Origin of the sequence: Psychrobacillus sp. FSL W7-1457 (genome assembly GCF_038593405.1) — a bacterium.
In the GTDB taxonomy this organism is placed as follows: Bacteria; Bacillota; Bacilli; order Bacillales_A; family Planococcaceae; genus Psychrobacillus.
The window spans coordinates 792,476-807,442 of the sequence record NZ_CP151993.1; the positions used below are offsets into that span (position 1 = coordinate 792,476).

A 14,967-nucleotide genomic window follows, 5' to 3' on the forward strand; every position below is an offset into this window, starting at 1 on the left:
TTATGGTAGATATCCACGCACATATACTTCCGGGAGTTGATGACGGTCCTACGTCTATGGTGGAATCGCTTGGTCTTTTACATCAAGCAGAGAAAGAAGGAATTACGGATATTGTTGTGACACCACACGCTTACCACCCACAATATAACGTAATGAAAGACCTAGTAGTAGAGAAATACAACAATGTTAAGGAGGAATTAGCAAAATTAGATTTGCAAATAAATTTACATTTAGGACAAGAGATAAGAATTGGAGACTCAATTGTAGAACAAATAAAAGAGGGGAAGGCATTGACCTTAGCCAACTCGAAATATGTTTTGTTAGAGCTGCCTTCATCAAATGTCCCTAACTATACTATAGCTATTATTCAAGAATTACTAAGTATGGGAAAAGTACCGGTTATTGCACATCCGGAAAGAAACAAGGCTATAGCAGAAAAACCGAGTAGACTACTAAAACTTATAACTCATGGAGCAATCTCTCAGATAACCGCAGGCAGCTTAGCTGGACACTTTGGAAAAAGTATTCAAAAAACCTCCATGCAACTAATAGATTGTAATCTGATCCATACGTATGGTTCTGATGTACATAGTAGGAAAACTAGGCCTTTTTTATTTGATGCGGGACTATGTTATTTAGAAAAACATAAAAGACAAGATACTGTAGATATCTTTTTAGAAAATAACGCTAGGATTATAGAAAATAAAGAAGTCATTATTTTAGAACCAATAGAGCCACCAAGCTCTAAAAAATGGTGGAGTTTTATCGGCTAATTTAAAAGTATGAAGGTATATTCATTTATAATGTGGCCTTTTAAAAAGCGAGCAAAAAGTCAACTCGATTTGACTTTTTGCTCGCTTTTTTTATAGGAGCACGCTGATAATATTTTCCGGTCTGTAAGTAATTGAAATCAGTAATCAATTTATTTCTATAAAATACTACTGATAATACCCTTATTTTCCGTAAAGTAAACGTATAAATATTCTAAAAAAATTTAGAATCAAATGAACTAGCGAGTACAAATATGTATTAAGGTAATTTAATTTTGATACGAAATGCAGTAAAAAATAATTATAATAATGGATTTATAAGTAAATAAACAATGATATACTTTGCAAAATTAAAAGTAAAAAATACCTAGATAACAGTTATATTTCAATTGCATTACAATAAAATTACAACAAATTTATATCTAAAGTGCTATAATTGTGACCAGCTGGAATGGAATTATACATAAGTAAAAGAAATAGCTTACATAGGAAAAGAATAGGAGAGTGACACGATGTCATTAAAGCGAAGAATGTCGATGCTGATATTAGTCGATTCTTGTATAGTGTTGTTTTCAATATACATTGGCTACTTTCTGCTACATCCGATCGATAATCCATTTACGGATGTATTGTTATTGATTAGTTCGCTTGCGATATTTGTAGCGCATCACAGTTTTGCAATGTATTACGGGCTGTATCGGAAGGTATGGGAGTATGCATCCGTTAAGGAATTGTTGTCGATATTTAAGGCTGTAACTTTCTCTATACTGATCGTTGCTCTTATCCAAGCAATAGTAACGGGAGGTGTACTTGGTAGAGCGCTATTTGTTACTTGGATGTTGCATATGTTGCTCATAGGAGGTACTAGATTATCCTGGAGAGTGCTAAGGGATACATTCATAAGTGAGAAGAATTCTAAAGGATCAAAAAAAAGGACGCTTATTATTGGAGCTGGAGCAGCTGGAACAATGATCGCTCGACAATTGTTAAAGAATGCAAACTCACCTCTTCAACCAATTGCTTTTTTAGATGATGATTTAGCTAAAAAGGGATTGGACATCTTTAATATGAGGGTGTTGGGAGGTACAGACATAATTGAGGATGTTGTGTTGGATCAAAACATTGAGCATATCATAATTGCTATACCTTCAATGGAAAAGACCAGACGGGCAAGGCTTTTACAACAATGTCTAGATACTGGTATACGTACACAAACTATGCCTTTGATAGAGGACTTGCTAACTGGAAAGGTATCGATCAATGAAATAAGAGATGTAAAGATTGAAGACTTGCTTGGTCGAGACGAAGTAGAGTTAGACTTAGAAATAATTTCTTCGAAACTAACAAATAAAACAATACTTGTGACAGGAGCGGGTGGCTCTATTGGTTCAGAGATTTGTAGACAGGTGGCTAGGTTTAATCCAAAGGCAGTAATTCTGCTCGGGCACGGAGAAAATTCTATTTATACTATAGACATGGAACTTAGACAAAAGGTTTCAAGAGATACAAAATTAATACCAATTATTGCAGACGTTCAGGATCGAGGTCGTATTTTTGACATTGTATCCGAATATAAACCGGATGTAATTTATCATGCAGCTGCGCATAAGCATGTTCCATTGATGGAATATAATCCAATGGAGGCTGTAAAGAACAATATATTTGGTACTAAGAATGTTGCTGAGGCAGCTGATGTATTCGGTGTAGAATACTTCGTTATGATTTCTACCGATAAAGCAGTAAACCCACCAAATATCATGGGGGCGACCAAACGCTTTGCAGAAATGGTTGTGCAAAATCTTGCAAAAGAAAGCAAAACTAAATTTGCTGCGGTTCGTTTTGGTAATGTTCTTGGTTCACGTGGAAGTGTAGTACCACTTTTCAAAAAGCAAATAGCTATAGGTGGACCAATAACAGTTACAGATCCAGAAATGACAAGATATTTTATGACAATACCCGAAGCTTCAAGACTTGTTCTTCAAGCAGGTAGCTTAGCAAGCGGGGGAGAGGTATTTGTTTTAGATATGGGAGAGCCGGTTAAAATTGTTGACCTCGCTAAAAATTTAATAAAACTCTCTGGTTATAGAGAAGACGAGATAGGTATAGAGTTTTCAGGTATAAGACCAGGGGAGAAATTATATGAGGAACTATTAAGTGAAAATGAAATTCAAAGCAGGTTTGTATTTCCGAAAATCCATATTGGTAAGGCAAATCCAATCAGTCCGTCTGAGCTAAAATATGTGATGGAAAAGCTTCCACATATGAATAATGTAACACTCAAAGAAACATTAATAGGATTGGCGAATCACAAGTTTGTCGACTCAAAAATTAAGCAAAATGTTTAACACAACAAACTAAGGTAAACAGATATTAAAAATTGAATCTTATTATCTTTAAACACGCTATTTAAATAGGAAGGAAGTCTAAGAAATGACAGAAAGAATTTTCCTTTCATCTCCTCATATGAGTGAGGAAGGATATGAAATGCAATATGTGAAAGAAGCTTTTGATACTAACTGGATAGCTCCATTGGGTAAAAACGTAAATGAATTTGAAAAGGAGCTTGCCCTAAAGGTAGGATCAAAGGCAGCAGCAGCTCTATCAGCTGGAACTGCTGCACTACACCTAGCGCTTAAAGCAGCTGAAGTGGGGGCTGGGGATATTGTATTTTGTCCAACCCTAACTTTTTCTGCAACGGCCAACCCTATTATTTATCAAAATGCTACACCTGTCTTTATAGATAGTGACTATGAAACATGGAATATGTGCCCAAAAGCTTTAGAAGAGGCATTTGAAAAATATCCTCATGTGAAAGCTGTTATAGTCGTTCATTTATATGGTTTATCAGCCGATATGGACAAAATAGTTGCGCTTTGTAAAAAGTATAAGGTTGCTTTAATAGAAGATGCTGCAGAATCTCTCGGAACATATTACAAAGGTCAGCATACAGGAACTTTCGGAGATTACGGTATTTTTTCTTTTAATGGGAATAAAATTATTACCACTTCAGGTGGCGGTATGCTGGTGTCTAACAATGAAGAAAAAATTGAAAAAGCAAGATTTTGGGCTACCCAGTCTAGAGATCAAGCCAGACACTATCAGCATAGTGAGCTTGGCTACAATTATCGAATGAGCAACGTGGTTGCCGGAATAGGTAGAGGCCAGCTTAAAGTTTTAGATAAGAGAGTAGATAAGAAAAACTACATATATAATTTTTATAAACAAGAGCTTGGAAAACTAGACGGTATTGAATTTATGCCTAGTAACGAGTGGGATAGACCAAACTATTGGTTAAGCGTTATAACGTTGAACGGTAAAATAAGACCTATTGATATAATGCAAGCTCTCGAAAAAGAAAATATCGAATCAAGACCAGTCTGGAAGCCAATGCATCTACAACCATTTTTCGAGAAGTATGACTACATCGGTAATCGTGTATCAGAAGACTTATTTAATAATGGAGTTTGCTTACCATCCGATTCGAAAATGACAGATTCAGAACTAGAGAGAGTTACTAAGGTTATTAAGGGAATATGGGAGGCATAACTCATGAGGCAAAAAGATAGTATGTATAAAAAACACATTAAAAGACCTGTAGATTTTATCGTTTCCCTTACGATGCTTATCATTCTTAGTCCTTTATTGTTAGTTGTAGCAGTTCTAGTAAAAAATAAATTAGGGAGCCCAATTTTATTTAAACAAAATAGACCGGGCTTAAATGAGAAGATTTTTACGATGTATAAGTTTAGAACGATGACAGAGCAAAGAGATGAATATGGAGAGCTATTGCCTGACCATATAAGACTTACACGCTTCGGAAAATTTTTACGTTCTACTTCCATTGATGAATTACCAGAGCTATTAAATATATTAAAAGGAGATATGTCCTTTATTGGACCTCGTCCTCTGTTAGTAGAATATCTAAAATATTATAATGATGAGCAAAGAAAAAGGCATAATGTTCGACCAGGTTTGTCTGGTCTTGCTCAGGTGAATGGTCGAAATTCGCTTAGTTGGGAAGAAAAATTTGAGTTAGATGTTAAGTATGTTAATAATATATCCTTTCTAGAAGATGTAAAGATTCTATTTTTGACTATAAAAAAAGTATTTGTAAAAGAAGGTATAAACTTCGACAATACTAAAAAGAACAATAGATTTCAAGGAACAAGTAATAATCCAAAATGACCCATATTTGAATTTGAGGGATACATATGAAAAAGGTTTTTATAATAGGTAGTGGTGGTTTTAGCAAGCAAGTTATAGAAATTGTTGAAAAACTAAACAAGAATGAAAATAAATATCAGCTTATGGGCCTGATTGATGATAATGAAAGTCTCGTTGGTAGTAATGTAATGGGTTATGAAATTCTCGGAAATACTGACTATTTAAGAGAATACTCAGAGCAGAATCAAGTTTTTGGTGTAATTGCTATAGCTAATTGGAAAGTCAGAAAATTGTTGGAAACTAAACTAACCGCAGTTAAATGGTTAAATCTAGTACATCCAAGCGCTGTAGTAAGTGATTATATTCAAATGGGAGAAGGTAATGTTATTTGTGCTGGTGTGGTGATAAATCCAGATTGTAGGATTGGAAGTCATTGCCATATTAATATAGGTACGACCATGGGGCATGATATAAACATGCGAAACTTCGTAACAGTTATGCCTGGAAGTAGAATTTCAGGGAATGTTACTTTAATGGATTGCTCAATGATTGGAACTGGATCTACTATTTTGCAAGGGTTAACTATCGAAGAAAATGTAATAGTTGGGGCTGGTGCAGTAGTAACAAAAAATACGAGTCCTAATGGTTTATATTTGGGTGTGCCAGCCAATAAAAAAAGATATAAATAAGAAGCGAATTAAATGAAGGGTGATTATAATGGCAAGAAAGACTCTTAGAGGAACTGTTTTTTGGGGAGTAGATGCATTAAAAGGTAAAACGATTAAACAACACTATCAACATATAAAACAAATAATGGAAAGTAATACTTCGAATAACAAACAACTACAGTCAATTTGTAGTCATGCTTGTAATACCGTTCCTTTCTATAAATCCTTTAAATCATCCAACTTTAATGATTTACCTGTTGTCACAAAAAACCATTATAAAGAAATGTATCCATCCTTTCAATCCGAAATACATTTGAATAATGTATATCATCAAATGTCCACTAGCGGTTCTACTGGTACACCCTTTACTGTCAATCAAGACAAAGCAAAACGTGAAAGAACGATGGCAGAGGTAATCTATTTTAATGAAATAGAAGGACAGACGCTTGGTCAAAAATATATGTACTTCAAAGCTTGGCCCGAAAAGAGGACTAAATTAGAAAAGCTTAAACAAAATCTAGTTCCTGTTGACGTATTACGATTAGATGAAGATGCATTAGAGAGTATTAGAGATACATTAAAAAAAGATAAACAAATTAATAGTTGTTTAGCTTATGCTTCTTCCTATGAAATTCTAAGTAATTATATATATAACAAAGGCGACACTCCGGATATGTATAATTTAAATGTTATCTTTTCTAGTTCCTCGTTATTAAAGGAAGAAACGAGAGAAAAGCTGGAGAAGATTTTTGGTTGCCCTATTATTGATAGATACTCCAATCAGGAAAATGGCATTTTAGCACAGACAAAATCTAACGATCAAGTATTTAAAGTAAATCGTGCAAGCTACTATATTGAATTACTAAGCTTAGATAGTGATGAACCAGCTAAACCTGGCGAGCTAGGTAGAATAGTGGTCACAGATTTATATAATCATGCGATGCCTATTATACGCTATGACACAGGAGATCTTGCAATATCAGATGATTTAGATCGTCAAAATATCTCTACTTTAAGAAGTATTCAAGGAAGAAGAATTGATATGGTATATGATACGCAAGGAAATGTTCTAACTCCTCATACTATAAGTGTACATATGAAAAAATATAAGCAGTTAAAACAATGGCAATTTATTCAAGAGGATAAAACTTACTATATTTTAAAGGTTAATGGAGCAGAGGGTATTTATATGAAAGATGATTTTGTAGATTCATTTAAGAAAATTTTAGGTGAAGATGCCCTCGTAGAAGTGAAGTATGTAAATGAAATCCCGGTTTTATCTTCAGGTAAATTTAAGAACACTATATGTAATTATAAAATTCCAGAAAAAATAAGATAATTACAACGAACAGAAGAGGACATGACAATGCAAAAAAAAACAGTATGGATTTTCAATCATTATGCTCACGGTACATTCTTTAATAAGGGTGGGCGACATTATTGGTTTGCTAAAAATCTTATAAACAAAGGTTATGAGCCTACTATTTTTTGTGCTAGTACTAAACATAATAGTGATTCTTATATACCGATACAAAATGGAAGTTACGAATTAAAGTCAGTAGAGAAAATACCGTATGTCTTTGTGAAGACTACTAGATATAAAAATGGAATAGAACGTCTACAAAATATGTGGAACTTTTACCGAAACCTTTTCCCCTCTAGTAAGCAGTATAGTAAAAAGTATGGTAAACCAGATGTAATCATAGCTTCTAGTGTGCACCCACTAACTCTATTAGCGGGGATTAAAATAGCTAAAAAATTTAATGTACCATGTATTTGTGAGATTAGAGATTTATGGCCAGAGACAATTGTCCAGTACGGAACTCTAAAAAAGAATAGTTTTGTGGCAAAGCTTTTGTATAAGGGTGAAAAATGGCTATACAAGAAAGCAGACAAGCTTATTTTTACTATTCCAGGAGGAAAGGATTACGTTGAGGAAATTGGACTGGACTCATCAAAGGTTAGGTACATTAATAATGGTGTTGATTTAGAAGAGTACAATACAAACAAAAAAGAGCTCATATACTCTGATGACCATCTAGATGATCCTTCTACATTTAAAATTCTTTATACAGGCACCATGGGTGTTGCTAACGAATTAACTTATTTAATTAAAGCAGCAGAGGAAATACAAAGAAAAGGTATTCATGATATTCAATTCATCTTATTTGGTAACGGTAGTCAAAGAGAAAAGTTAGAGCAGTATACAGTTAGTAAAGGATTAACTAATATCGTTTTTAAAGGTAAGGTAGATAAAAAACTAATCCCAAATATTTTAAGTAAGTCTAATTTAAACGTTTTCACTGGAAAACATATCCCATTGTATAAGTATGGTCTGAGCCTAAACAAGCTCTTTGACTATATGGCATCTGGAAAACCTACCTTATCTAATATGGAAAACGGCTACGATATTCTAACTAAATATAACTGTGGGAAAACCGTAAAGGGTGGCTCAGTGGACGCTTTAGTTCAAGGAATTTTAGAATTTTATCATATGGATGACCAAGAATACAATCAGTATTGTCTTAACTCCTTATCTACCATACAGAAATATGATTTTAAAACGTTAACTGATAAATTAGAAAATATTATTATTGAAAGCTAATAATATGTTTTCATTTTGAGAAGTAAATAAGGAGGTAGTAAAATATGCGAATTTTACATATAAATTCATATTACGGTGGCGGAATGCTTTATAAAAATATTTACGATCGCCAAGTTAAAAATGGCATTCCTATTGATGTTTATGTCCCCACTCCTATTACTACGGATTTATCTCACTTGCAGCTAGGAGATTATACAACCGTTAGAAAAAATCATCATAAATTCGATCGTTACTTGTTTTATGTCAAGCATCAGAAAATCTATAGGGATTTAGTGAAAAATTTCGAAATACAGAAATATTCAATAGCCCATGCACATACTCTTTTCTCTAATGGGTATATTGCTTTACAGACAAAGAAAAATTTCGGCATCCCATATGTAGTAGCAGTTAGAAATACAGACGTAAATCAGTTTTTCAAAAAAAGAGTTTTTCTTCGTAAACTAGGTGTTGAAATATTAAAGGAAGCTGAATCTATTGTTTTTCTATCTGATCCGTATAAAAATATAGTGCTAGAAAAGTATATCCCACAGAAAGATAGAGAAACGATAATGAAAAAGTCTATCATTATTCCTAATGGTATAGATGAGTTTTGGTTTAATAATTTAGGGAAGCCAAAAAGTCTATCTCAACCTCTGTGCATAAATGCCGTTTTCGTAGGGGCTGTAAACAATAATAAGAATCTTTTAACCTCGGCAAAAGCTTTGGAAACTTTACAAGGTAAGGGCTTTAACGTTAATTTTACTGTTGTTGGGAAAATTAGTAATGAGCAGGTATTTGAAGAGCTAATGAAGTTTTCGTTCGTAAATTACTTAAAGCCACTACCAAAAGAAAGGCTGATAGAAATATATCGTTCCAATGATATTTTTATTATGCCCTCTTTAACTGAAACTTTTGGGCTCGTGTACCCAGAAGCTATGAGTCAAGGCTTACCACTAATTTATTCAAAGGGACAAGGGTTTGATGGTCAATTTCCTGAAGGGAAGGTTGGGTATCACGTGGATGCTCATGACCCTACAATGATAGCTGATCGAATAATAGATATCATGAAAAATTATGAGAATATATCTAAAAACTGCTTGTACCTCGTAGATAACTTTAATTGGGATAAATTGTTGACTCAATATGATGATGTGTATGCTAAAGCATTAGAGAATGAATCCAAACGATAAGAGGAATGTGAATAATTTATGGTAAAAAATAAATCAGATGATCAAAAAATAAGCATAGCAATAATGGCGTCCTTTATAGTCCTGACTATTCAATATTTTCTTCTGATTTATTTTAATCTTATTGGTACCGGTATTGGCTCAGGGATACAACTGTTTTCTAAAGTAATGGTAGGAGTCTTATTTTTGTATGCACTTCCTGCTGTGTTAAAAAGAAGTTTAGGGAAATTTATCGGAGTATATTTTGTAGCTATTTTAATATTCCTTGTAAATTATTTGTTTTTTCCACAGAATCATCTCTACTTAAAACAATTAATATTTCCGTTGTTTGGAATGTGCTTGCCCGCGTTCATATATACGATGAGCCTAAGAGATTTAGATGTTTTTAAAAGAGTTATGGTTAAGGCGAGCTATCTAGTTTTCTTTTTTGGTGCATTACTAGGAATCATCATTGTTTCTGGAAATGCTAGTGCCGGGTCTTATAGTATGGCTCTATCCTATTATATGCTACTCCCAGCTATTCTATTTTTAGATAGCCTAATAGATAAATATTCAAATAGGGCACTACTTTTTTCTCTAATCTCCATTTTTGTAATACTAGCCCTTGGTTCTCGGGGCGCCATATTATGTATTGTTGTGTTCATTGCATTAAAAATGATTCGTTTAATCTTTCAGGTTTCCTATTCCAAAGTATTTTACAATCTTTTAGTAGTTGTAGGTTTAGTCTTTATAAGTCTAAATTTAGATAAGTTATTTAATATGCTTTATGAAATATTAAACAAATACGACATCAATAGTAGAAGTATAAAATTATTTTTGAGCGGGGAAGTTCATCTAAGTGGAAGAGATTACATATATGAAAATCTTATAAAAGCTGTAATGAACAATCCCTTCCTAGGACTTGGTTTAGGAGCAGATCGTCGAATTATTGGTAAAGAGGGAGGATATGCACATAATTTCTTTCTTGAGATAGTTGTAAACTTTGGCGTAATCGTTGGAGGAATAGCAATTCTGATTATCTTGTTTTTATTAATAAGAAGTCTCTTATCCCAAAATTTAAATAATTATTATTTAATAATTATTTGGATATGTTTAGGGTTCGTCCATTTGATGATAAGTAGTTCCTATATTACAGATATCAAGTTTTGGATTTTATTAGGGTTGCTTATCAAACTAAATATAGAAAACGGTGAGAGATTAACATGAAAAAAAAGCAATTTCTCGTGGATTCCCTGCTAAATATTATATCAGCTGCGTTACCACTGCTTATCCTACAGCTAGTTTCCTATCCTTTAATCGCCAGGGCACTGGGAGGAGAAGAATACGGGCTAATAATAACCTTGATTAGTGTGTTTACTGTTGTGAGTTTTCCACTAGGAAACGTATTGAATAATATTCGTTTATTGAGGGACAAAGAATACAAGAGCAAAAACTTAGAAGGAGATTTTAATCCTCTATTAGTAGGGTCTTCTTTTATAAGTATTCTTCTAATTATCATTATTTCCTTTTATATCGATTCTAGCTTAAGCATCATGGATTACCTATTACTAAGTTTAATCACTGTTGGGTCTATTTGGAAGGAATATTTAGTAGTAACTTTTCGTTTGGTATTGAATTATAAGGGGATTCTTTTAAATAACATATATATGAGTGTAGGCTATTTAATAGGTTCAATCATATTTTTGTATTTAGAATATTGGCAGATTATCTATTTCGTAGGACTGTTATTTAGCTTAATCTATATTATCCGTCATACTAGCTTACATAAGGAAAAGTATAAATTATCTACATTATTTAAGGATACAGCTTCAAATGGGGGATCATTGTATATCGCAAACCTATTGAAAAATGTTCTTTCCTATGCGGACAAATTAATTTTACTACCTTTGCTTGGACCTGTGAGTGTTGCTATATATTATAGCTCTACTATTTTAGGGAAAATTATATCGATGATGATTAATCCGGTAAACTCTGTCATTTTAAGCTATTTAGTTAAAGTAGATAATATAAGCATAAAAAAAGTAGTGAAAATGTTTAGTATTTCTTTAGTATTAGGTGCGGTAGGCTATATCACGACTATTTGGATTAGCCCGTACTTCTTAGAATTTTTCTATAATGATTGGGCAGAAGAGTCGTTAGAGCTAGTTTATATAACTACAGCTACAGCCATTATAAGTGTACTGTCTACAGTAGTTCAGCCCTTCAACCTTCGTTTTAACAAAATAAGCTGGCAAATTTACATGAGTGGTCTTCATTTGGTAGTCTACGTTGCAGCAGCGTTCTATTTTTACAAAATTGATGGATTAAAAGGCTTTACATTTGGTGTTCTCGTAGCTGCAGTATTTAAACTAATTATGCAGTTATGCGTATTTATGCTTAATTATCTAAGAAGCCAAACAGTGAAAGGTTCCAAAGGGGGGTAAGTCCTGTTCACCAGGCTTTCCTAGTTTGGCACATAATAATTTACATAAAAATAAAAACGATAGAAGAAAGTAGGACATATTAGATGAAAACAAAAATATTAGATAAAATTGAAAACAAACAAATAACAGTAGGTGTAATTGGACTAGGGTATGTTGGACTTCCATTAGCGGTTGAAAAAGCGAAAGCAGGCTTTAAAACAATAGGATTTGATGTACAACAAGAAAAAGTAGATATGGTTAATAAAGGGAAAAATTATATTGGGGATGTAATCGAGACTGAGTTGGCTAATATCGTAGAAACTGGTTTACTGTCAGCAACTACAGACTTCAGTTTTATTAAAGAGGTAGACTTCATCGCTATTTGTGTGCCAACTCCTTTAGACGAATATCAACAGCCAGACGTAAGTTATCTTGAAAGCTCTTCGAAAGAGATAGCTAAATATCTTACAAAAGAAACGATGGTAGTCCTTGAATCTACAACTTATCCTGGGACAACAGAAGAATTAATTAAACCAATTTTAGAAGAAGGTTCGGGCTTAGTGTGTGGTACTGATTTCTACTTAGGATTTTCTCCAGAACGTGTAGATCCAGGAAATTTAGTCTATAAAACAAATAATACACCTAAAGTAGTTGGTGCAATAGGCGAAGAAGCAACAGAAGTAATTGCAGAAATGTACCGTGCTGTTTTACAAGGAGAAGTAATAACTGTTTCCTCTCCAGCTATTGCAGAAATGGAAAAAATTCTGGAAAATACATACAGAAATGTTAACATTGGTCTTATTAATGAGCTCGCAATGTTAAGTAACAAGATGGGGATAAATTTATGGGAAGTTATTGACGCAGCTAAGTCTAAACCCTATGGATTCCAAGCATTCTATCCAGGGCCTGGCCTAGGGGGACATTGTATTCCACTGGACCCTTATTATCTTTCTTGGAAAGCACGTGAATTTGGATTCCATACATCTATGATTGAATCTTCCATGATGGTTAATGATCGTATGCCTGAATATTGTACAGAGCGAGCAAGTAAAATATTGAATAGAGATAAAAAACCAATGAATGGCTCCAGAGTTTTAGTTTTAGGTGTTGCTTATAAACAAGATATAGAAGACTTTAGAGAAAGTCCTGCAATTCGAGTAATTGAAGAATTAGAGAAAGAAGGAGCAGATGTAGTGTACTTTGATCCTTTTGTTCCTGAATATCGCGAGAATGGAATAGTGAAAAAAGGAGAGCCTGAGTTAACTGCAGAATTATTAGGTAGTGCAGATTTAGTAATTATAACAACTGCTCACACAACTGTTGATTATGAATTTGTTCAGAAGCATTCAAAAGCCATTTTTGATACGAAGAACGCAATGAAATCAATTACTAATAGAGATAATGTAGAATTGTTATAGTCTTCAAGATAGAACGGAGGTTTGTTCATGAATTTTTTTGTACACGAAAGCAGTTACGTAGACGAAGGTGTGGAAATAGGTTCTGATACGAAAATTTGGCATTTTAGCCATATCCAAAAGGGTGCAAGAATCGGTGAAAAGTGTTCTATTGGTCAAAATGTAAATATTTCTAATAACGTTCAAATAGGTAATGGCGTGAAAGTCCAAAATAATGTCTCCATATATGAAGGAGTAGAGTTAGAGGATTATGTTTTTTGCGGACCATCTATGGTTTTTACAAATGATTTAACTCCTAGAAGTAAATATCCTAAAGGGACTGAAGGATATAAAAAGACGCTAGTGAAATACGGAGCATCCATCGGAGCAAATGCAACAATCGTTTGTGGTAATTCAATTGGTCGTTGGGCCATGATTGCTTCAGGTGCTGTAGTAACTAAGGATGTACCAGACCATGCTTTGATGGCAGGGGTACCTGCCAAACAAAAAGGCTGGGTCTGTGAGTGTGGTCATGTATTGAAGGAACAATTGAAATGTAGTGAGTGCGAAAGAGAGTATAACCTTTCTAATGATACGCTAATTGAAAGTGTATAGAATCTTATAAATTATATAGTAGAAAGCTGGTTAATCATGGAATTTAGAGATTTAAAAACTCAATATCAAACATACAAAAATGAAATTGATTCAGCTATACAGAAGGTTTTAACTAACACGAACTTCATTGGAGGAAATGAAGTAAAAGAATTAGAACAACAACTATCAGAATACGTAGGAGTAAAGCATGCGATCACCTGTGCAAATGGAACAGAAGCATTATCTCTTGTATTAATGGCATGGGGTATTAAAGAAGGAGATGCAGTCTTTTTACCTGATTTTACTTTCTTTTCAACAGGTGAAGTAGTTTCATTTGTTGGAGCAACTCCCGTTTTTGTCGATGTAGACAGAAACACATTTAACATAGATACGGAAAAATTAGAACAAGCAATCGTTCAAACAATGGAAGAAGGGAAACTAACTCCTAAGGTTATCATTCCTGTAGATCTATTTGGACTTCCAGCAAATTATCCTGAAATCGAAAAGATTGCACAAAAATATAAGTTGTTAGTACTGGAAGATGGAGCTCAAGGCTTTGGAGGTAATATTGGCGGTAAACGGGCTTGTAGTTTTGGTGATGCGGCAACTACATCGTTCTTTCCCGCTAAACCATTAGGAGGCTATGGTGATGGAGGAGCTATCTTTACGGATGACGACATTTTAGCAGAATTGTTGAGGTCCCTAAAAGTACATGGAAAAGGTAGTAATAAATATGACAACGTTAGAATTGGTGTGAACTCGAGATTAGATACCATTCAGGCTGCTATTCTTCAAGTGAAACTAAAGGCATTTGCTAATCATGAGGTTACAGATGTCAATCGAGTAGCTGGTCATTACAATGAACGTCTAAAGGATATCGTTGAAATTCCTTATATGCCAGAAGGCTATATTTCTAGCTTTGCTCAATACACGATTAAACTAAAGAATAAGGCAGAAAGGGATAATCTTCAACGCAAGCTGAAAGAAGAAAATATCCCAAGCATGGTGTATTATGTAAAACCGATGCATAAACAAGAAGCATTTAGTGATTTAGGTTATGCTGAAAATGATTGTCCAGTGACAAACGAGTTATGTGATATAGTACTATCTTTACCAATGCATCCGTATTTGAGTGAAGAAGAGATTGAACAAGTTTGCAAAGTGATCAAAGAATTTATGAACTAAAATTATGAGCAGTCGATGT

The 14,967-nt window shown here is 33.8% G+C and carries 13 protein-coding genes; all 13 read left to right on the forward strand.

Annotated elements, in window-relative coordinates:
- Window positions 1-2 precede the first annotated feature (2 nt).
- The 13 genes from NSQ95_RS03800 to NSQ95_RS03860 all read left to right on the forward strand — a co-directional run bounded on the left by NSQ95_RS03800 (window position 3) and on the right by NSQ95_RS03860 (window position 14,948).
- Complete coding sequence (locus NSQ95_RS03800; protein ID WP_342560326.1) at window positions 3-773, forward strand: CpsB/CapC family capsule biosynthesis tyrosine phosphatase; 771 nt, start codon at window positions 3-5, stop codon at window positions 771-773.
- Between the two features lie 509 nt (window positions 774-1,282).
- Window positions 1,283-3,115 carry a nucleoside-diphosphate sugar epimerase/dehydratase gene (locus tag NSQ95_RS03805; protein WP_342560327.1) on the forward strand — a complete coding sequence of 611 codons (1,833 nt, stop codon included), beginning with the start codon at window positions 1,283-1,285 and terminating at the stop codon, window positions 3,113-3,115.
- An 85-nt stretch (window positions 3,116-3,200) separates the two neighbouring features.
- Window positions 3,201-4,316, forward strand: coding sequence for an aminotransferase class I/II-fold pyridoxal phosphate-dependent enzyme (locus NSQ95_RS03810; RefSeq protein WP_342560328.1), 1,116 nt, complete (start codon window positions 3,201-3,203; stop codon window positions 4,314-4,316).
- Window positions 4,317-4,319: 3 nt separating this feature from the next.
- Window positions 4,320-4,955, forward strand: a complete 636-nt coding sequence (locus NSQ95_RS03815; RefSeq protein WP_342560329.1) for a sugar transferase — start codon at window positions 4,320-4,322, stop codon at window positions 4,953-4,955.
- Between the two features lie 26 nt (window positions 4,956-4,981).
- The gene (locus tag NSQ95_RS03820; RefSeq protein ID WP_342560330.1) at window positions 4,982-5,623 is read left to right on the forward strand and encodes an acetyltransferase; all 642 of its coding nucleotides are present in this window, start codon (window positions 4,982-4,984) and stop codon (window positions 5,621-5,623) included.
- A 28-nt stretch (window positions 5,624-5,651) separates the two neighbouring features.
- Window positions 5,652-6,941 carry a hypothetical protein gene (locus tag NSQ95_RS03825; RefSeq protein ID WP_342560331.1) on the forward strand — a complete coding sequence of 430 codons (1,290 nt, stop codon included), beginning with the start codon at window positions 5,652-5,654 and terminating at the stop codon, window positions 6,939-6,941.
- A gap of 27 nt (window positions 6,942-6,968) precedes the next feature.
- On the forward strand, window positions 6,969-8,207 hold the full coding sequence (locus NSQ95_RS03830) for a glycosyltransferase family 4 protein (protein ID WP_342560332.1): 1,239 nt from the start codon (window positions 6,969-6,971) through the stop codon (window positions 8,205-8,207).
- A gap of 44 nt (window positions 8,208-8,251) precedes the next feature.
- Window positions 8,252-9,376 carry a glycosyltransferase family 4 protein gene (locus NSQ95_RS03835; protein ID WP_342560333.1) on the forward strand — a complete coding sequence of 375 codons (1,125 nt, stop codon included), beginning with the start codon at window positions 8,252-8,254 and terminating at the stop codon, window positions 9,374-9,376.
- Window positions 9,377-9,394: 18 nt separating this feature from the next.
- Window positions 9,395-10,579, forward strand: a complete 1,185-nt coding sequence (locus NSQ95_RS03840) for an O-antigen ligase family protein (RefSeq protein WP_342560334.1) — start codon at window positions 9,395-9,397, stop codon at window positions 10,577-10,579.
- Window positions 10,576-11,796: a hypothetical protein gene (locus NSQ95_RS03845; protein WP_342560335.1), complete on the forward strand. Its 1,221-nt coding sequence runs from the start codon at window positions 10,576-10,578 to the stop codon at window positions 11,794-11,796. The genes NSQ95_RS03840 and NSQ95_RS03845 overlap by 4 nt, the downstream gene beginning before the upstream one ends.
- An 83-nt stretch (window positions 11,797-11,879) precedes the next feature.
- Window positions 11,880-13,193 (forward strand): nucleotide sugar dehydrogenase, encoded by a 1,314-nt coding sequence (locus tag NSQ95_RS03850; RefSeq protein ID WP_342560336.1) that lies wholly within the window; start codon window positions 11,880-11,882, stop codon window positions 13,191-13,193.
- A gap of 27 nt (window positions 13,194-13,220) precedes the next feature.
- Window positions 13,221-13,784: a DapH/DapD/GlmU-related protein gene (locus tag NSQ95_RS03855; protein ID WP_342560337.1), complete on the forward strand. Its 564-nt coding sequence runs from the start codon at window positions 13,221-13,223 to the stop codon at window positions 13,782-13,784.
- 36 nt (window positions 13,785-13,820) lie between these two features.
- Complete coding sequence (locus NSQ95_RS03860) at window positions 13,821-14,948, forward strand: DegT/DnrJ/EryC1/StrS family aminotransferase (protein WP_342560338.1); 1,128 nt, start codon at window positions 13,821-13,823, stop codon at window positions 14,946-14,948.
- The last annotated feature ends 19 nt before the right edge of the window (window positions 14,949-14,967 follow it).